The sequence below is a fragment of the Mycolicibacterium chitae genome (genome assembly GCF_900637205.1).
Classification (GTDB): Bacteria; Actinomycetota; Actinomycetes; order Mycobacteriales; family Mycobacteriaceae; genus Mycobacterium; species Mycobacterium chitae.
In genome coordinates this window covers 765,435-783,127 of record NZ_LR134355.1, presented here as the reverse complement: position 1 = coordinate 783,127, position 17,693 = coordinate 765,435, and the positions used below count along the sequence as shown (strand labels likewise).

Genomic DNA, 17,693 nt, shown 5'->3' with positions numbered 1-17,693 from the left:
GCGTACTAGACAGCGCGATTCGTCAACGTGCCCAGGCCGTCGATGCTGACCTCCATCAGGTCACCGGGCCGCAGGAAGCGCGGCGGAGTGAAACCGATGCCGACGCCGGCCGGGGTCCCGGTCGCGATGACGTCGCCGGGCTCGAGGGCCACCGCCGTCGAGATCGCCGAGATGAGCCGCGGGATGTCGAAGATCAGGTCCTTGACCACCGCGTCCTGGCGCAACTCGCCGTTGACCCGGGTCTGCAGCCGCAGCGCACCGACGTCGTCGATGTCGTCGGCGGTCACCAGATAGGGCCCCATCGGGCAGTAGGTGTGCGCGCTCTTGCCGATGAAGAACTGCACGTGGCGCTTCTGCAGATCCCGGACCGTGAGGTCATTGACGATGGTGTAGCCGTAGACGTGGTCGAACGCCTCGGCCTCCCGGATGTGCCGGCCACCGGCGCCGATCACCACGCCGAGCTCGCCCTCGTAGTCGCTGCTTTCGGTGGGATCCTCGCTGACCGTGACCGGATCACCCGGATCGGCCAGCGACGACAGCGCCTTGGTGAAGATCACCGGCTCGTCGGGGATCACCTGCTTCTGCGAGGCGTCGAAGCCGCTGCCCGCGAACTCCGCGGCGTGCTCGTAGTAGTTCTTCCCCACGCACATCACGTTGTTGCGGGGGCGGATCGGGGCCGCGATCGCGACGTCGGTCAGCGGTATCCGCGGGGCCGTCCCGATCAGTGCGCGGGCCCGGGCCAGGCCGGCGTCCCCGAGGGCGACGAACTCGACCATGGCGGTGGGTAGCTCGGGATCCGCCGCCAGGGGGACGATCTCGTCGCCGTCCACGACGCCGATCGCGGTGGCGCCGCCGTGGGGTCGAAAGGTGACCAGTTTCATGGGTTTTCTCCTCTGCGATGAGATTCGACACCGAGTTCGCGAGACAGCCGGTCGAGGTCGTCCTCGAGACTGCCGGGCAGCTCGATGCCCCGCACCTGGTTTTCGGCGCGGGTCCGCGTCGAGGCATCGCCGGGCAACCGGACCCGGTCCCCGTCGACAGCGCCCGAATTGCGCAACGCCTCGAGCTGGCCGGACAGGTCCGCGATCACCTCGTCCCGCGGCCGGAACAGATCGGGCCGTAGCACCAGGATCGACTGGCCCGTATTGGTGGGGGTCCCGGCATCACGGCGATGGTCCACGACGTCGGCACCGAACGCCGCGCCGTTCATGACACCGGCCAGTAATCCGATCGCGATGGTCAGCCCGGCGCCCTTGTAGCCGCCCATCGGCACCAGGAAGCCCTCGTCGATGCGCGCCGGGTCGGTGATCGGCCGCCCGGCCGAGTCGATCAGCCAGCCGACCGGCAGCGCCGCGCCCTGCTGTGCGGCGACCTTGATGGTGCCGTGCGAGGCGGCGCTGGTCGCGATGTCCAGCACGAACGGATGTGGTTGGGCCGGAATGGCTATCGCCAACGGGTTGGTACCCAACAGCGGGTTGGTGCCGCCCCAGGGCGGCATGCCGTTGGCATTTGCGACCGCGAGGTACATCGCGACGAACCCAGCATCGGCGGCCCGCTGCGCATACAGGCCGGCGGCGCCGGCGTGGTTGGACCGCACGGTGCCGATCCAGGCGAGCCCGGCGTCGGCGGCCTTGGTGATCGCCAGATCGGTCGCGCGGGTCATGACGACCTGGCCGAGGCCGTTGTCGCCGTCGACGATCGCCGACACCGCGGTTTCGTGCCGGATCGAGATGACCGGCGTCGCATTGATTCCGCCGGCCCGAATTCGCCGAACGTAGCCGGAGAGCCGGATCAGGCCGTGCCCGGTGCGCCCGCGCAGATCGGCCTCGACCATTCGTCGGGCGGTGGTGCGGGCATGGTCGGCGGGCACCCCGACCGCGCCCAACGCCGCGGCGGCGAAGTCGCTCAGCGTTGCGGCGGCGTACCGGGTCATGGTGTCGCCGCGGCGACTCCGAAGAGTTCCGCTGCGTTCCCGCCCAGAATGCGGGCGCGGTCAGACTCGGCGACCGCGACGCCGGAGAGGAATCCGACGGGGTCGACGGTGCCCATGTCGAAGGGATAGTCGGTACCCATCAGCACGTGGTCGGCCCCGAGGTAGGCGGCCAGGTGCGCCACCATGCCGGGGTCGAATACGTTGGTGTCGACGTAGATTCGGCGCAGCACCTCGCTGGGCGGCACGTCGAGGTGATGCCGCAACTCCGGGCGCACCCGCCATGCGTGATCGGTGCGGGCGATGTAGAACGGCAGGTAGCCGCCGCCGTGCACGACCATCACCCGCAGGTCCGGGTGCCGCTGCCACACCCCGCCCAGGATCATCCGGGTCACCGCGAGCGTGGAGGCCAGCGGCATGCACATCACGTTCACCAGGTAGTAGTCGCTGAACCGCTCGCCGTGCGTGAAGCCCTGCGGATGCAGGATCACGGTCATGTCCAGTTCCACCACCGTCTGCCACACCGGGTCGAAGCGCCGGTCGTCCAGATCGAGGCCCAGCACGTCGGCGCTGATCTGCGCGCCGCGAAAGCCGAAGTCCCGGTGCGCCTCCCGCAGCGTCTCCACGGCCAGGCCCGGATGGTTCATCGGCGGGTTGGCGACCGCGGCGAACCGCTGCGGCCATGTGTGCACCACCTCGGCGAGGCGTTCGTGCTGCAACCGGTTGGCACGGCGGGCCTCGGTTTCGTCGAGCCAATAGAAGTACTCCGTGGGCGGCACCGCCAGCACCTGGGCGTCGACGCCCTGGGCATCCATGTCGGCCAGCCGCTGTTCGGCGTCCTCGAACTGGGCGGTGTTGAGCGGACTGGCGCGGTACTCGGTGTTGTAGCGCATGGTCTCCGGTGACGAGTACAGCTGCCGGGGCTCATACTCCGGCCGGAAGAACGGTTTCGCCACGGCCGCCGCGGATTTCACCGAGAGGTGGGTGTGCGCGTCGACGCACGGCCCGGGAGGCTTGGGCGCCCGCGACCTCTCGATGCGCGGTGCCAGTTCCGGCCACCACTCGGGTGGGCGGCTCATGCGCCGCTGTAGGCCGGTTCGGCGGCGAGTGCGGCGCCGACGTCGGCCGGCGACAGCGGGAGTTCGACCACCTGATTCCGCTCGGCGGACAGATCCGCGGCGAGGTAGACCTCCATGGTGACGCGCGCCAGCCGGGCGTCGACCATGACCGGGCGGTCGAAGGCAACGGCCTCGATGAAGTGCGTCGTCTCGCGTTCCATCGGCCCGGCGTAGACGTGGTCCACGAACTCGCCGGGCATGGTGGACAGCGGGAACTGCACACCGTCGGCGACGGTGTTGAGCACGATGTCGCGGTGGCTGGCGTCGGCGAGGATCGCCCCGTCGGTGCCGATCACCTCGATCCAGGTGGTCGACGCGTTGGGATAGCCTGGCGGCAGCGACATTCCGGCTCCCACGTTGACCACCACGCCGTCGTCCATGGTGATCACCAGGTACTGCGTGTCGGGGGCGCCGAGGGTGTCCTTGCGGACACCCCAGGCGTTCTGCGAGTACACCCGCACCGGCCGGCGGGGTTCCAGGCACCAGAACGCGAAGTCGAGGTCGTGGGTGGCCTCCATGGCTGCGGGCGACAGTTTGGTCCGCGACGAGATCTTGGCACCGAGGCTGCGGGTGATGTGCCGACTGAGCAGGATGCTGGTGACATCGCCGAGCGCGCCGTCGTTGATCGACCGCTTGATCATCGCCTGCTTGGCGTTGAACCGCTGCGAGTACCCGATGGTGAGCTTCACACCGCGCGCCTCGGCGAGGTCGATCAGTTCGTCGGCCTCGGCCAGCGTCAGCGCGATCGGCTTCTCCAACAGGACGTGCTTACCCGCCTCGAGGGCCGCCTTGGTCATCGGGTGGTGCAGGTGCTCGGGGGTCGCCGAGACCACGACCGCATCGATGGCCGGATTCTCGACGATGTCCTCCCACCGCGCCGTGGCGGTGGTCGGGTCGGTCTGCCGGGCCATCTCGGCCAGTCGATCGGCGTCGACCTCGGCGAGGTGCAGTTGGTCGACCAGGCCGCTGCGCGCGGCGGTCACGGCGCGGATCCCGCCGCACCAACCGGTGCCGATGATGCCGAGATTGATCTGTCGCATGCTGGGATCCTTTTCCTCGTCGGTGATCAGGGCTGCAGGCCGGCGAGCAGTTCGTCGGCCGAAACCGGTAGCGGCACCGGCTTTCCGGTGCGGGCGGACAGGTCCATGGCCATGGTGTGCAGCAGGTTGGCGTGCCCATCGGCGGCCGTCGCGTGCGGGGTGGGTACGCCGCGGCACACCCGCGCGTACCAGGTGGTGGTCTCCTCGCGCATCGGTCCCCACAGCAGGCCGTCGGAGACGTCGCCCGGCGGGTAGCTGCCGACGAAGTCGACGTGGCGGGCGGCGGGCGGTTCGAAACCGCGGCTGTCGTAGCCGGCGGGTTGGCCGATCTCGGAGGCCAGGATGACGTCGCGGTGGGTGTCCTCGATGTCGATCACGCCGCGGGTGCCGACGATCCCGACCTCCAGGCCGTACACCGCGCCGGGCCACTGGGTGGGCAGCGCCCAGTTGATGTTCATGCTGAACACCACGCCGTCGTCGAAACTGAAGATGCCCGACGTGCCGTCCTTGGTGCCGATCGGCCCCAGGGTGCGGTCGGTCGACCGGGCGTAGACCTCCACCGGTCGGCGGCCCTCGAGCAGCCACATGCTCATGTCGAGGCTGTGCGTGCCGGAGACCACCATCGGGGTCAGGGCCCCGCGCAGCGGGCCCTCCGGGATCTTGCGCAGCGTCGCCTCGGGCACCATGCGGTTCATGAACGCCCGGGTCACGACCGTCGTCACGTCGCCGATCTGCCCGTCCCGCAACCGCTGCTTGACGGTCTGGAAGCGGCGGCGGAACCGTTGGGTGTAGCCGACGACGGCGTCGATGCCGGCGGCCTCGATGGCGGCCAGCACGTGTGCGGACTCGATGGGATTGGTGGCCAACGGCTTTTCGATGAACATCGGGACGCCGAGTTCGACGGATTTCAGGATGGGCTCGACGTGCTCGCGCTCGTCGGTGGCCACGATGACCGCGCCGACCTCGGGCCGCGCGAGCAACTCGTCGAGGTTGGTGGTGGCGAAGTCGGCCTCGGTATCGGTCTCGAGGTCCTTCAGGGTCAACTCGTCGACGTCGCACAGGCCGAGCCAGCCGATGCCCGGGTACTCGCGGGCCAGCTTGGCCCGGATCCGTCCCACCGTCCCGCAGCCGATGATCGCGAGGCCGACCTCGCCGTGCGCCTTGAGTGTGTTGGTCATACGAGTCCTAGCAGTCGGGCCGCGTTGCCGCCGGCGATGAGGTCGATCTGGTCCTGGTCCAGCCCGGAGCACGCCCCGAGCAGGGCCAGCGGGTCGTCGTCCCCCATGTCGTAGGGGTAGTCGGTGCCGAGCATGACGTGGTCGGCGCCGTACAGGTTGGTCAGGTACTCGACCTGTCCGGGCTCGAAAACCATGGTGTCGAAGAAGAATTTGCGCAGGTACGTGCTGGGCGGATGCGGCAGCCCCTCCCGCACGTCCTCGCGGGCCCGCCAGCCGTGGTCCAGCCGGCCGGCGTAGGCCGGCAGGTAGCCGCCGCCGTGGACGACGACGATCTTCAGCGCCGGATGCCGTTCGACGACACCGGCGAAGATCAGGTGCGCCGTCGCCAGGGTCGCCTCGAACGCGTGGCCCACGATGTTGACGAAGTTGTGGTCGGCCAGGCGCTGCGGGTGGGTGGCGCCCTGGGTGTGCACCACCACCAGCAGGTCGAGCGCCTCGACCTCGGCCCAGAACGGCGCCAGCCGGGGGCTCGAGATCTCCTCACCCTCGACGTGGGTGCCGATCTCGATGCCCCGCATGCCGAGTTCGGTTGCCAGGTAACGCAACTCCTGGATCGCGGCCTCGGTGTCCTGCAACGGCACCGTGCCCAGCGGCAGGAACCGGCCCGGGTACCGCCCGGTCGCCTCGACGAACTCCTCGTTGACGATGCGGGCCACCTTGGCGCCGAGTTCGGGATCGGCCCAGTAGTAGTACTGGTACACCGCGACGGCCACGGCCTGGATGTCGACGCCCATCCGGTCCATGTCTTCCAGCCGGACGTCGAGCAGATCCATCTTGGGGCGGATGGTCTCGAGTTGCCGGCGGTTGACGGCCTGCGTCGTCGGATTGCCGTGTCCCAGCGCGACCTTGCCGGCCGCCCGCTGGGCCTCGGCCATCAGATCATTGGCCGGCGCGCACTCCCGGTGGCAGTGGATGTCGATAACGGGACCGTCTGTGCGGGTGGCCCTACTCATGCCCCGAAGACTAGGACGGGCAGTAGCCCGCCGCACTGTCGTGGGACGTGATGTTGGGGCGGGCCCGTTCCCGCCCACCGACATAGACCGTGGGCGGCGACGTTACCGGCCTATCGGCGCAGGCCCGCCAGAATACGTTGACGTACCGAGGGTTTCGGCGCGGCCGCGGCGGCGGCGAGCATCGACGGCACGTCGGTGAACTTGTTCCGCGGGCGGATCCCGTCGCCGCGGGCGATCTCGGCGGCGTCGATGGCGCGCCAGCCCGCCAGGTCGATCGCGGCGGGTCGGCGGGCAGCCACCAGCTTGGCCAGGGCCCCGGGGCGGTCCACCGGATCGGCCAGCACCCCGTCGTTGTAGTCGGCGACGAGTTGCTGCACCGTCTGCTGCGCGCAGGACTTGTTGGTGCCGATGAACCCGGTCGGTCCGCGCTTGATCCAGCCGGCGACATAGGCGCTGCGGGCGCCGGACACCCGGCCGCCGTCGTTGGGCACCACACCGGCGTCGTCGTCGAACGGCAGGTCCCGCACGGCCCTGCCGCGGTACCCGATCGAGGTCAGCACCATGCCCGCGTCGATGCGCCGGGACCCATCGGTGCCGGTGACGGTGAACTCGATGCCGTCGGCGCGGTCCGCGCCGACGATGCGGGCCGGGGTCAGCCGATACGCCAACCGGATGCGGGGCCGGGTCAGCGGCGAATCGCTGCTGCCCAGCTTGCTGAGCACGTCGAGCTTTGCCCGGGTCAGCCGATCCTCGGGGCCGGTCCCCAACGCGGCCAGATCGCGCTGCACCAGTTCGTGGTCGTCGGGGTCGAGCACCACCTCGGCCTTGGCGGTCAGACCGATCAGTTCGGGCAGCGTGAAGGCCGAGTCCGCCGGGCCCCGGCGGGCGGCGATGACGACCTCGCGCACCCGCGAGTTCCGCAGCCGCGCCAACGCGTGATCGGCGATGTCGGTGCGGGCCAGTTCGTCGGGGTCAGCGGTGAGGATGCGCGCCACGTCGAGTGCGACGTTGCCGTTGCCGATGACCACCACGCGTTCCTGATCGAGGTGGACCGGCAGATCGGTGAAGTCCGGGTGGCCGTTGAACCACCCCACCAACTCCGTGGCGGTGTCGGTGCCCGGCAGCCCCATGCCGTCGATGTCGAGGCGCCGGTCATTCGGCGCACCCACGGCGTAGAGCACTGCGTGGTGATGGGCCAACAGATCGCTGTGGCTCAGGTGCTCGCCGACCTCCACGTTGAGGAAGAACGTGAAGCCCTTGCGCCGGGTGATCCGGTCAAACAGCGCTGTCACCCGCTTGGTGCTGGGATGATCCGGCGCCACCCCCGCGCGGACCAAACCGTATGGGGTGGGCAGCTTTTCGAACACGTTGACCCGCACGTCGGGCTGCGTGAGCAGTTCGTCGGCGGCATACATCGCCGCCGGACCGGAGCCGACGATCGCCACGGTCAGCGGGCTGCGGCCGGAACGCACCTGCGGCGCCGGGATCACCGGGGCCAGCTTGGAGGTCGGCGGCAGCTTCTGCCCCGGCGGCCGCGGCGGGTAGAAGCCGGCGTTGAGTTCGATGAACGGCAGCTGCTCGGGCGTCAGCCGCGACGCCGGGGCGATCGCCCCGACCGGGCAGGCGCTGACGCAGGCGCCGCAGTCGACGCAGGCCTCCGGGTCGATGTAGAGCATCTCGGTGGTGGCGAACCCGGGCTCATCCGGTGAGGGATGAATGCAGTTGACCGGGCACGCGTAGACGCACGACCCGTCGCTGCAACACGACTGGGTGATGACGTGGGGCATCCGATTCCGCTCAGGCCGAGATCTTCTCGGCCACCGTCAGGTGGGCCCGCGCGGGCTCGCTGCGGTAGCGCGACGGTGCGCCGTCGATCTTGCACAGCTTCCACATCAGCTTGGCGGCCGGATTCATCAGCCCCGTGTCGTGGCACAGCATCCGCACGTCGGCGAACACCTCGGACAGCATCTGCCGGGCCTCCGGCGAGCGGAAGAACACCTCGCGCTTGACCGACTTGGGGATGTCGAACTCGCGCCAGAAGCTGCGCGGCGGCTTGAGGATCGCCGAGCACAGCACGCGCATGATGATCGGCACGTGCAGCGAGAGCATGAACCGCTTGCGCGTCCGCATCGTCGGCACCCGCTTGCGCAGGTACTCGTGCGCGAACGAGATGTGCCGGGCCTCCTCGGCGACGTGGATCGCCATCACCCGCTCCATGATCGGGTGCAGGGTGCGGCCCTCGCGCAGCACGTTCTTCTGGGTGTGGTCGATGGGTTCCTCGCCGGCGAGCACGCCGAAGAAGAACACGATGGGCAGCGGGCCGGCCGCCAGCGGGATGAAGGCCGAGAGCCACTTGAGCATCCGGGGCATGCCGGGAACGTCGGCGCCGATGCGGTTCACCATCTCCTGGAACATCATGGTGTGGTTGCACTCTTCGACCGATTCGTGCAGGCAGTAGCGGTATTCCGGGGAACCGTTGGGCACCCAGAACGCGTAGTTCATCAGGCCGCGGATCAGGATCGACTCGAAGTGCAGGCCGACCTTGGCGACATTGGCCTGGCGCCACATCCCGATCTCGATCTGCCGCTCCAACGGCTGCGCCTGGTACCAGGGGTGCCGGCCCAGCGGGTCAGTGTCGGTCAAGACCCAGCGCGGATCGTTGGGGGTCACCGCGAACTCCGGGGAATCCCAGTCGATGTCGGTGTAGGGATTGAAGTTCCGCCGCACCGACCCCTCGGACAGTGTGGTGAGCATGTCGACATACGGCTGGTCGTCGAGAACGTCCATATTGCGACGCCACCGTCGAATCATCTTCGTACGTGCCATGTGAAGCCTCCCTGAGGTTTACATCGGGCCGCTAGATGTCCAGCAACGGTACCGCAGGTATCGCCAAAACTCCATAGCCGAACCGTGCGCAATTCGCTGTGGGCTACCTCATAGTGAGGCCCGGTTGTCCACCGTTCTCACTGCGTACCCGTTTTTCGCGCCGAAGCCGCATTTCTGCCGGCGCCCGCCGCTGTCTACGCTGATGGTCATGGCTGATCAGTTGACGATTCCCGACCACCTCAAGCCCGCCGACGGCCGGTTCGGGTGTGGGCCGTCGAAGGTGCGCGACGCGCAGCTGCAGGCCCTGGTCAGCAAGGGTGCCGAGCTGTTCGGCACCTCGCATCGCCAGGCCCCGGTGAAGAACCTCGTCGGTCGGGTCCGCGACGGCGTGCGCCAGCTGTTCGCCGTGCCCGAGGGGTACGAGGTCATCCTGGGCAACGGCGGCTCGACTGCGTTCTGGGACGCCGCGGCCTTCGGCCTGATCGATCAGCGTTCCCTGCACCTGACCTTCGGTGAGTTCAGCGCGAAGTTCGCCTCGGCGGTCGCCAAGAACCCGTTCGTCGGCGACCCCGTCGTGGTCAAGGCCGACCCGGGCACCGCCCCGGCCCCGCAGTCCGACCCGTCGGTGGACGTCATCGCCTGGGCCCACAACGAGACCTCGACCGGGGTCGCGGTCCCTGTGTCCCGCCCCGCGGGCTCGGACGGCAAGCTGATCGTCATCGACGCCACCTCCGGCGCCGGCGGCCTGCCCGTCGACATCAACGACGTCGACGCCTACTACTTCGCCCCGCAGAAGAACTTCGCCAGCGACGGCGGGCTGTGGCTGGCCATCATGTCGCCGGCCGCGCTGGCCCGGGTCGAGGCGATCAGCGCCGTGGGCCGCTGGGTGCCGGAGTTCCTGTCGCTGCCGATCGCCGTCGACAACAGCCTGAAGAACCAGACCTACAACACACCGGCCATCGGGACGCTGCTGCTCATGGCCGAGCAGCTCGACTGGCTCAACGGCAACGGCGGGCTGGACTGGGCCGTGCAGCGCACCGCGGACTCGGCCCAGCGGCTGTACTCCTGGGCCGAGGCCGCCTCGTTCGCGACGCCCTTCGTCGCCGATCCGGCGCTGCGCTCGCAGGTGGTCGGCACCATCGACTTCAACGACGACGTGGATGCGGCCGCGGTGGCCAAGACGCTGCGCGCCAACGGCATCGTCGACACCGAGCCGTATCGCAAGCTGGGCCGCAACCAGTTGCGCGTCGCGATGTTCCCCGCCATCGACCCCGACGACGTCAGCGCGCTGACGGCCTGCGTGGACTGGGTCGTCGAGCGGCTCTGACCGCGCCCTTGCCGCGACTGTGCGGATCCATCCGCATCACGGGCGTTTTGCGGATCAAAAAGCACAGTCGGGCTGGGCCCCGCGTGTCACACCGGGATAACGATCGGGCTGCAGTAAGGTCCGCACCAAGCGGGTCCGGCACGGTGATCCCAAGGAGGTCGACATGCGAGATCTGAAAGTTGTTGGACTCGACGTCGACGGCCGACACATCATCTGCGAGGACGACGCTCCGGCCGCGGCCGGCGGGCCCACCAAGTTCCGGCTGCGCGTCGACGACCGGCTCCGCGCTGCCGTCCGCGGTGACGCCTCCCGAGTCGGTCAGACACAAATCGACATCGAGGTCAGAAGCGTGCTGCGTCCCAAGGATATTCAAGCCCGGATCCGTGCCGGGGCATCCGTCGAGCAGCTGGCCGAGGCCAGCGGCGCGGAACTGTCGAAGATCGAACGCTTCGCACACCCCGTCCTGCTCGAACGCGCCCGGGCCGCCGAACTGGCCACCGCGGCGCACCCCGTGCTCGCCGACGGACCGGCCGTCCTGACCCTGCTGGAATCGGTCACCACCGCGCTGGTCAACCGCGGGCTCAACCCCGACGACACCGCGTGGGACGCCTGGCGCAACGAGGACGGCCGCTGGACCGTGCAGCTGGCGTGGAAGGCCGGCCGGTCGGACAACGTCGCACACTTCCGCTTCGTCCCCGGCGCGCACGGCGGCACCGTCACCGCGCTGGATGACACCGCGACCGAGCTGATCGACCCCGACTTCGACCGGCCGCTGCGTCCGGTCGCCCCGCTGCCCCAGCTGGAGTTCGAGAGCCCGGCCCCCGGCCAGCCCGCCCCGGCCCCCAAGGCAGCCCCGAAGGCGACTCCGAAGGCCTCGCCCGAACCGGCGCCGGCGGCCGAAACGGCCCCGCCCGCCCGCGCCAAGCGCGCCAAGCCCGCGGTCCCCGCCTGGGAGGACGTGCTGCTCGGGGTGCGCTCCAGCGGCGACCGCTGAGCCCCCCGCCCAGCCCCCCAACTCAGCCCGCGGCGGCCAACGCCAACAGCGCCAGCCAGCCGCCCGCCACACCGACCGCGCTGCCCAGGACGAACCAGCGCACGACCGGGATGCGCCGCCAGCCCCACACCGTCGGGGCTAGGCCGCCGACGGCGATCAGGTTCAACCCCACCGCCAACAGCGGATGCACCCGGATCAGTCCGAGGCTGAGGACCACGATCGCGGCCGCCGTCACCGCCGCGGCGAACGCCGCCGCAGTCAGCCCGGTCCCCCAGGGGGTGCCTTCTTCGGTCACGCTGCGACCCTAATGGTCCGAGCGCGCCCGCTCATAGAAGGCCAGCGCCGCCGCCGTGGCGACGTTGAGCGAATCGGTGCCCCGCGACATCGGGATGCGTACCCGCACATCGCTGGCGCGCATCGTCGTCTCGGTCAGCCCCGGCCCCTCGGCACCGACGAGGATCGCCACCCGGTCGTCGGCCAATTCCGTCATGGCGTCGGCCAGCGTGGCCGCCCCCGGGTCCGGCGTCATGGCGAGCAGCCGAAATCCCCGCTCCCGCAACAGGTGTAGATCGGCGGGCCAGCGCTGCGCCTTGGCGAAGGGCACCAGCAGGGCGTGCCCCATCGACACCCGCACCGCGCGCCGATACAACGGGTCCGCGCAGCCGGCCCCGAAGAGCACACCGTCGACCCCGAGCCCGGCGGCGTTGCGGAAGATCGACCCGAGGTTCTCGTGATCGTTGACGCCCTCGAGCACCGCGATGGTGCGGGCGTGGGCCACCACCCCGGCCGGGCTCAACTCCGCGGGCCGGCGCGCGGCGGCCAGCACGCCGCGGTTCAGGTGGAATCCGACGGCGTCGGCCATCACGGTGGGTTCGACCCGGTAGTACGGGATGTCGGAGCCGTCCAGGTCGGCGCGCAGTTCCTCGAGTCGCCGCGCGGTACCCAGCAAGGCGTGCGGGGCGAACCGCGAGGCCAGCATCCGCTGCACGACCAACACGCCCTCGGCGATCACCAGGCCCCGACCGGTGGGCAGGTCGGGCCGCCGGTCCACCGAGTTCAGGTCGCGGAAATCGTCCAGCCGGGGATCCCCCACGTCCTCGACATCAACAACGTTGACGCTCACGCTCTTTCGTCGACGATGGTCGACATCAGCTTTGCTGCGCGCAGCAGCACCGAGCGCTCGTCGGAGTTCAGCGTGCCCAATCGGTGCTGCAACCACGCCTGACTCTCGCGCTGCTCGGTCTCCAGCAACTCGACGCCGCTGTCGGACACCGACACCAGCACCTGGCGGCCGTCGATCGGATGCGGCGTCCGCACCACCAGACCCATCTCCGCCAGCGCGGCGATGACGCGGGTCATCGACGGCGGCCGCACGCGCTCGCGGATGGCGAGGGTGCCGGGCGTCATCGCGCCCTCCTTGTGCAGGGTCGACAGTGCCGAAAGCTGGGACAGCGACACGGGCGAGTCCGGACGGCGGAAACGCAGCTGCCGCGCGAGCCGGAGCACCGCCAGCGAAAGATCCCCCACCAGTCGACCATCGACATCTATCACGAGGAAAAACAATACTTCAGCAGCAGCTTTACCCAGCACCCAATGCGAAGATCGTCTACCTAAGTTGTCGTATCGGTTACTTTGGTCCCGATGGCCGCCGAATCTCCCGAACCCCCGCCGTTGCCCACCGCGCTGACCGAACCGTGGCGGGTGATCGGTGTCGGGGCTTTGCTGTGGCTGCTGGCCACCCTGGCCGCGTTCACCGTTCCCGCGCTGGAGAGCTGGCGGCCCATCTGCCTGGCCGGCCTGGCCACCGGCGTCATCGGGACGTCGGTGTTCCTCTGGCAGCGCAGCGCCGCCCGCCGCGGTGCCCGCGGCGCGCAGACCGGTTTGATCGACCCACCGCCCACCGCCTGAATCCGAGGAGAACCATGGCCGCCCCGCTGCTGCAAGCCGAGATCACCATCGACGCACCCGTGTCCAAGGTCTGGGAGTTGGTGTCGGACTTCGGTCGGATGCCGGACTGGAGCCCGCAATGCCGGCTGATGAAGCCGCTCGGTCAGGTGCGGCCCGGCACCCGGACGCTGAACCTGAACCGGCGCAACAAGCTCATGGTCTGGCCCACCACCTGCACCATCACCGAGGTCGTCCCGCAGCAGAAGCTGGCCTTCAAGGTCGACGTCAACCGCACGGTGTGGAGCTACGAACTGGAACCCACCGCGAGCGGCGGCACTCGCGTGATCGAATCGCGGCACGCCGAGAACGGCACCACGGCGGTGTCCAACCTGTTGGTCAAGACGCTGATGGGCGGGGTGCCGAGCTTCGAGCAAGAACTCGTCGACGGCATGAACGTCTCGCTTGCGCGCATCAAAGCGGCGGCGGAACAGGGTTGAGCACGGTCGGCTCGTCGGACTGCTCGGGGTTCGGCGTGGCCGCCACCTCGAGCACCCCGTCGTCGTAGGGGTCGAACTGCGGGGACCCGGCGCCGCCCGGCGGGGCCGGTGTGTCCGAGTGGGCGCCGCAGCCGTAGGTGAAGTCCACCACGTGGCCGTCGGCGGCCAGTTCGTTACCGCACACCCCGAACATCGTGCCCAGCTCGCCGGCCATCGGAAGCAGGAAGCCGCAGTCCCGGCACACCCGCTTGGTGGCGCGCGCCATCGCCGAGGACGGGCCGAACTCCCCGTCGTGCCAGCGCTGCGCGGCGTCGTCGCGGCCCCAGGCGCTCATCACCTGGCGGCGGCCCAGCCCGATCTCGGCCGCGGTCTCGTCCATCTCCGGGTCGCCGCTGAGCAGATAGCCGGGCACCAGCCGCGGATCGTCGGCCGCCGGGGCCAGCAGATCGCCGGGGCCCAGGTCGCCGGGACGCACCCGCTCCTCCCACGGCACCCACTCCGGGGCCAGCAACGCCGTCGGACCGGGCACCAGGGCCACCTCGCTGATGGTGGCGCGGGTGGCACCGGGGTAGGCGGCCACGACCACGGCCCACTGCCAGCCGCGGTAGCCGGGCAGGGTGGCCAGGAAGCGATGGGTGGCCGCGGTCGGATCGTCGTAGCTGACGCCCAGATACTCGCCGACGGTGCCGCCGCTGAAGTCCTCGACCGCCTCGCGCGCAGCCTCCACCGCGCCGTTGAGCACGGCCGCCAAGGCTTCGGTCACCTCGGCGCCGTGGCCGGCGCCGGGCTCCGCTGTGGGTCGTTCGGTGGTTTCGGTCCCGCTGTCCATCACGGTCAATACTGCCTCAGTAACGGCGCGGTAGCCACACCGGTCACCTGGACGCGCCGAGTCGACGAAATAAGGAACAATCGAGGTCGTGTCAGGGCGTCGAGATGATCCGCGGTCCGGGGACCGGCGTCGGCCCCGTCCCGGCGAGCATCCGGGGATGGCGAACTACCCCAGCGACCCGCCGCGAAAGCCGCGTTCCTCGCCGAGCAACAACCGCTACCTGCCGCCGCTGGACGAGGACCGCCGCCGCGCGGATCGGCCCCGCGACGAGGCGGACCGGGCCACCGACGACGCCGCCCGCATCACGGTGACGCGCGCGGCCGCGATGCGCAGCCGCGAGATGGGCACCCGGATGTACGGCCTGGTGCACCGCGCCGCGACCGCCGACGGCGCCGACAAGTCCGGCCTGACCGCACTCACCTGGCCGGTGGTCGCCAACTTCGCCGTCGACGCCGCCATGGCCGTCGCGCTGGCCAACACGCTGTTCTTCGCCGCGGCGACCGCCGAATCCAAGAGCCGCGTGGCGCTGTACCTGCTGATCACCATTGCCCCGTTCGCCGTTATCGCCCCGCTGATCGGGCCCGCGCTGGACCGGTTGCAGCACGGCCGGCGGGTGGCGCTGGCCGGATCGTTCGCGCTGCGCACCGTGCTGGCCTTCGTGCTGATCGCCAACTACGACGGCGCCACCGGCAGCTTCCCGTCCTGGGTGCTCTACCCGTGCGCGCTCGGGATGATGGTGCTGTCCAAGTCGTTCACGGTGCTGCGCAGCGCCGTCACCCCGCGGGTGATGCCGCCCAGCATCGACCTGGTCCGGGTGAACTCCCGGCTGACGATGTTCGGCTTGCTCGGCGGCACGATCGTCGGCGGCGGCATCGCCGCCGGGGTGGAGTACGGGCTGACCAGCCTGTTCGCGCTGCCCGGCGCGCTGTGGGTGCTCGTGGCCGTCTCGCTCGCCGGGATCTGGCTGTCGATGCAGATCCCGCGCTGGGTGGAGGTCACCGCCGGTGAGGTCCCCGCGACGCTGAGCTATCACGACTCCGACCGCTACGGCGAGGCGCTGCGCCGCCGGCCCGACGCGGCCGCGCAGACCCCGGCCCGCGCGCCCCGCCAGCCCCTGGGCCGCAACGTCATCACCGCGCTGTGGGGCAACTGCACCGTCAAGGTGATGGTGGGCTTTCTGTTCCTCTATCCCGCGTTCGTCGCGAAGTCGCACGAGGCCAGCGGCTGGGAACAGCTGGCCATCCTGGGCCTGATCGGCGCCGCCGCCGGAGTCGGCAACTTCGCCGGCAACTTCACCGCCGCGCGGCTCAAGCTCGGCCGGCCGGCTGTGCTGGTGGTGCGCTGCGCCATCGCGGTCACCGCCGCCGCGCTGGCCGCCGCGGTCACCGGCAACCTGCTGGTCGTGGCCGTCGCGACGCTGGTCACCTCGGGTGCCAGCGCCATCGCCAAGGCCTCGCTGGACGCCTCGCTGCAGCAGGACCTGCCCGAGGAATCCCGGGCCTCGGCGTTCGGCCGGTCGGAGTCCGTGCTGCAGCTGGCCTGGGTGCTCGGCGGCGCCATCGGCGTGCTGGTCTACACCGACCTGTGGGTGGGATTCACCGCGATCAGCGCGGTGCTGATCCCGGGCCTGGCGCAGACCGTGCTCAGTTTCCATGGCGCATCATTGATCCCGGGCCTCGGCGGCAACCGCCCGGTCAAGGTCGGCCAGAACGGTACCGAACGCGAAGAAACGAGAGTGTGGTCGCAGGTGGGCAACCGCGAATGAAACGCATCATGATCGTGCTCGTCAGCCTCGCGGTGGTGCTCGCGTCCGGCGCCGGTGGCGTCGCGGCGTGGCTGCTGACCCGCCACGACGGCCCGTCGCTGCCCGAGATCAGCGCCTTCACCCACGGCGAGGCGGTGCGGGTGGGCCCGTACCTGTACTGCAATGTGGTGAACCTCAACGAGTGCTACGAGGCCGGCACGCAGGGTGAACTGGCGGTCAATCACAGTGACCCGGTGCAGCTTTCGGTGCCGTCGGCGATCGGCACGGCGCCGTGGCGGATGATCCTGGCCTACGAGGAGGTCGACCAGGACCAGATCTTCACCTTTGCCCCCGGCGAGCGGCTCGCGGTCACCATCGCCACGGTGGACCCGCAGCGCGGGCGGCTGACCGGGCTGGCCGTACAGCTGCCCACCCTGGTCGAGGTCGACGGGGAGATCCGCGAGATACCGCACGCGGAATGGTCGGTGCGCACCGTCTGGGAGCAGCGCGACGCGCCCGCGTCCGAGTCGAACTCCGACTAGGCCAGGCTCTTTCGCAGGAACGCCAGGTCGTCGGCGTGCCCGTCGGACGGGGTCTCGATGATCACGTCGCACCCGGCGTCGCGGCACACCGCGGCGATCAACTCCGAGTCGAAGGTTCCGGCGTCGAAGTTGGCGTGCCGGTCCGCACCCGAACCGAAGCCGTCGCGGGAGTTGTTGGCGTGCACCAGATCGATGCGACCGGTGATGGCCTTGACCCGGTCGGCGATGTCGGCGAGTTCTTCACCGCCGGCCCAGGCGTGGCAGGTGTCCAGCACGAACCCCGGCTCGTACTGACCGACGGCATCCCACAACATGGCCAACCGGTCGAAGCGGCGCGCCATCGCGTTGTCGCCGCCGGCGGTGTTCTCGATCAGGATCGGCAGCGGAAACCCGCCGGCCTCCTCGGCCCGCTCGAACAGCTTGCGCCAGTTCTCGATTCCGGTCTGTGGATCGTCCTTGGCGGTCACGTGCCCGCCGTGCACCACCAACCCCTTGGCGCCGATCGCGGCGGCGGCCTCCGCGTGCTGATGCAGGATCTTGCGGCTGGGGATCCGGATCCGGTTGTTGGTCGAGGCGACGTTGATGACGTAGGGCGAGTGGATGTAGATCGCCACGTCACTGTCCCGCAGCGCCTCGGCGTGCGGATGTTCGGCCGGTTTCTTCCACCCCTGCGGGTCGCCCAGGAAGAACTGCACCACCTCGGCGTCGCGCGCCGCGGCGGCGGCCAACGGGTCGGCGGAGTCGACGTGCGCACCTAGTAGAGCCATG

The 17,693-nt window shown here is 69.9% G+C and carries 19 protein-coding genes; 6 read left to right on the top strand and 13 right to left on the bottom strand.

Annotation, left to right across the window (positions count from 1 at the left end; genetic code table 11):
• Positions 1-5 precede the first annotated feature (5 nt).
• The 8 genes from EL338_RS03725 to EL338_RS03690 form a co-directional block, all read right to left on the bottom strand.
• Entirely contained in the window at positions 6-881 is an 876-nt protein-coding gene (locus EL338_RS03725; protein WP_126332501.1) for a fumarylacetoacetate hydrolase family protein, read from the bottom strand.
• Positions 878-1,933: an Ldh family oxidoreductase gene (locus EL338_RS03720; RefSeq protein WP_126332500.1), complete on the bottom strand. Its 1,056-nt coding sequence runs from the start codon at positions 1,931-1,933 to the stop codon at positions 878-880. Before EL338_RS03720 ends, EL338_RS03725 begins: the two co-directional genes overlap by 4 nt.
• Positions 1,930-3,009: an amidohydrolase family protein gene (locus EL338_RS03715; protein WP_126332499.1), complete on the bottom strand. Its 1,080-nt coding sequence runs from the start codon at positions 3,007-3,009 to the stop codon at positions 1,930-1,932. The genes EL338_RS03720 and EL338_RS03715 overlap by 4 nt, the downstream gene beginning before the upstream one ends.
• On the bottom strand, positions 3,006-4,088 hold the full coding sequence (locus EL338_RS03710) for a Gfo/Idh/MocA family protein (protein WP_126332498.1): 1,083 nt from the start codon (positions 4,086-4,088) through the stop codon (positions 3,006-3,008). The genes EL338_RS03715 and EL338_RS03710 overlap by 4 nt, the downstream gene beginning before the upstream one ends.
• Positions 4,089-4,114: 26 nt before the next feature.
• Positions 4,115-5,266, bottom strand: coding sequence for a Gfo/Idh/MocA family protein (locus EL338_RS03705; RefSeq protein WP_126332497.1), 1,152 nt, complete (start codon positions 5,264-5,266; stop codon positions 4,115-4,117).
• The gene (locus EL338_RS03700; protein ID WP_163791999.1) at positions 5,263-6,279 is read right to left on the bottom strand and encodes an amidohydrolase family protein; all 1,017 of its coding nucleotides are present in this window, start codon (positions 6,277-6,279) and stop codon (positions 5,263-5,265) included. The genes EL338_RS03705 and EL338_RS03700 overlap by 4 nt, the downstream gene beginning before the upstream one ends.
• A 110-nt stretch (positions 6,280-6,389) precedes the next feature.
• Entirely contained in the window at positions 6,390-8,066 is a 1,677-nt protein-coding gene (locus tag EL338_RS03695; RefSeq protein WP_126332495.1) for an FAD-dependent oxidoreductase, read from the bottom strand.
• Positions 8,067-8,076: 10 nt separating this feature from the next.
• Entirely contained in the window at positions 8,077-9,105 is a 1,029-nt protein-coding gene (locus EL338_RS03690; protein ID WP_126332494.1) for an AurF N-oxygenase family protein, read from the bottom strand.
• A 208-nt stretch (positions 9,106-9,313) separates the two neighbouring features.
• On the opposite strand from EL338_RS03690, the gene serC reads away from it, so the two are divergent.
• Together serC and sepH are read left to right on the top strand one after the other, a co-directional pair.
• Positions 9,314-10,432 carry a phosphoserine transaminase gene (gene serC / locus EL338_RS03685; protein WP_126332493.1) on the top strand — a complete coding sequence of 373 codons (1,119 nt, stop codon included), beginning with the start codon at positions 9,314-9,316 and terminating at the stop codon, positions 10,430-10,432.
• Positions 10,433-10,595: 163 nt separating this feature from the next.
• Positions 10,596-11,426 (top strand): septation protein SepH, encoded by an 831-nt coding sequence (sepH, locus tag EL338_RS03680; protein WP_126332492.1) that lies wholly within the window; start codon positions 10,596-10,598, stop codon positions 11,424-11,426.
• A gap of 22 nt (positions 11,427-11,448) precedes the next feature.
• Here sepH and EL338_RS03675 read toward each other — a convergent pair whose 3' ends face one another.
• From EL338_RS03675 to EL338_RS03665, 3 genes are read right to left on the bottom strand one after another with little or no spacing between them, the layout of a single operon-like run.
• A complete protein-coding gene (locus EL338_RS03675) occupies positions 11,449-11,721 on the bottom strand; it encodes a DUF2537 domain-containing protein (RefSeq protein ID WP_126332491.1) in 273 nt (90 codons plus the stop codon).
• Positions 11,722-11,730: 9 nt separating this feature from the next.
• A complete protein-coding gene (locus tag EL338_RS03670) occupies positions 11,731-12,549 on the bottom strand; it encodes a TrmH family RNA methyltransferase (protein ID WP_126332490.1) in 819 nt (272 codons plus the stop codon).
• The gene (locus tag EL338_RS03665; protein WP_126332489.1) at positions 12,546-12,977 is read right to left on the bottom strand and encodes an Rv0880 family HTH-type transcriptional regulator; all 432 of its coding nucleotides are present in this window, start codon (positions 12,975-12,977) and stop codon (positions 12,546-12,548) included. The genes EL338_RS03670 and EL338_RS03665 overlap by 4 nt, the downstream gene beginning before the upstream one ends.
• Positions 12,978-13,067: 90 nt before the next feature.
• On the opposite strand from EL338_RS03665, the gene EL338_RS03660 reads away from it, so the two are divergent.
• Complete coding sequence (locus EL338_RS03660) at positions 13,068-13,334, top strand: DUF2530 domain-containing protein (RefSeq protein WP_126332488.1); 267 nt, start codon at positions 13,068-13,070, stop codon at positions 13,332-13,334.
• A gap of 14 nt (positions 13,335-13,348) precedes the next feature.
• Positions 13,349-13,810: an SRPBCC family protein gene (locus EL338_RS03655; RefSeq protein WP_126332487.1), complete on the top strand. Its 462-nt coding sequence runs from the start codon at positions 13,349-13,351 to the stop codon at positions 13,808-13,810.
• Here the strand turns inward: EL338_RS03655 and EL338_RS03650 are convergent.
• A complete protein-coding gene (locus tag EL338_RS03650) occupies positions 13,785-14,639 on the bottom strand; it encodes a DUF3027 domain-containing protein (protein ID WP_126332486.1) in 855 nt (284 codons plus the stop codon). The genes EL338_RS03655 and EL338_RS03650 overlap by 26 nt on opposite strands.
• An 88-nt stretch (positions 14,640-14,727) precedes the next feature.
• Here EL338_RS03650 and EL338_RS03645 point away from each other — a divergent pair, with 88 nt between their 5' ends.
• Positions 14,728-16,404: an MFS transporter gene (locus EL338_RS03645; RefSeq protein WP_435404885.1), complete on the top strand. Its 1,677-nt coding sequence runs from the start codon at positions 14,728-14,730 to the stop codon at positions 16,402-16,404.
• Positions 16,401-16,925, top strand: a complete 525-nt coding sequence (locus tag EL338_RS03640; RefSeq protein WP_126332484.1) for a DUF2771 domain-containing protein — start codon at positions 16,401-16,403, stop codon at positions 16,923-16,925. Before EL338_RS03645 ends, EL338_RS03640 begins: the two co-directional genes overlap by 4 nt.
• Here the strand turns inward: EL338_RS03640 and EL338_RS03635 are convergent.
• Complete coding sequence (locus EL338_RS03635) at positions 16,922-17,692, bottom strand: deoxyribonuclease IV (RefSeq protein WP_126332483.1); 771 nt, start codon at positions 17,690-17,692, stop codon at positions 16,922-16,924. The genes EL338_RS03640 and EL338_RS03635 overlap by 4 nt on opposite strands.
• Position 17,693: the final 1 nt, after the last annotated feature.

Bases quoted from the DNA above. Each gene is read 5' to 3' on its own strand.
- EL338_RS03725 (WP_126332501.1), bottom strand. From the start codon at position 881: ATGAAACTGGTCACCTTTCGACCCCACGGCGGCGCCACCGCGATCGGC.
- EL338_RS03720 (WP_126332500.1), bottom strand. From the start codon at position 1,933: ATGACCCGGTACGCCGCCGCAACGCTGAGCGACTTCGCCGCCGCGGCG.
- EL338_RS03715 (WP_126332499.1), bottom strand. From the start codon at position 3,009: ATGAGCCGCCCACCCGAGTGGTGGCCGGAACTGGCACCGCGCATCGAG.
- EL338_RS03710 (WP_126332498.1), bottom strand. From the start codon at position 4,088: ATGCGACAGATCAATCTCGGCATCATCGGCACCGGTTGGTGCGGCGGG.
- EL338_RS03705 (WP_126332497.1), bottom strand. From the start codon at position 5,266: ATGACCAACACACTCAAGGCGCACGGCGAGGTCGGCCTCGCGATCATC.
- EL338_RS03700 (WP_163791999.1), bottom strand. From the start codon at position 6,279: ATGAGTAGGGCCACCCGCACAGACGGTCCCGTTATCGACATCCACTGC.
- EL338_RS03695 (WP_126332495.1), bottom strand. From the start codon at position 8,066: ATGCCCCACGTCATCACCCAGTCGTGTTGCAGCGACGGGTCGTGCGTC.
- EL338_RS03690 (WP_126332494.1), bottom strand. From the start codon at position 9,105: ATGGCACGTACGAAGATGATTCGACGGTGGCGTCGCAATATGGACGTT.
- serC (WP_126332493.1), top strand. From the start codon at position 9,314: ATGGCTGATCAGTTGACGATTCCCGACCACCTCAAGCCCGCCGACGGC.
- sepH (WP_126332492.1), top strand. From the start codon at position 10,596: ATGCGAGATCTGAAAGTTGTTGGACTCGACGTCGACGGCCGACACATC.
- EL338_RS03660 (WP_126332488.1), top strand. From the start codon at position 13,068: ATGGCCGCCGAATCTCCCGAACCCCCGCCGTTGCCCACCGCGCTGACC.
- EL338_RS03655 (WP_126332487.1), top strand. From the start codon at position 13,349: ATGGCCGCCCCGCTGCTGCAAGCCGAGATCACCATCGACGCACCCGTG.
- EL338_RS03650 (WP_126332486.1), bottom strand. From the start codon at position 14,639: ATGGACAGCGGGACCGAAACCACCGAACGACCCACAGCGGAGCCCGGC.
- EL338_RS03640 (WP_126332484.1), top strand. From the start codon at position 16,401: ATGAAACGCATCATGATCGTGCTCGTCAGCCTCGCGGTGGTGCTCGCG.
- EL338_RS03635 (WP_126332483.1), bottom strand. From the start codon at position 17,692: ATGGCTCTACTAGGTGCGCACGTCGACTCCGCCGACCCGTTGGCCGCC.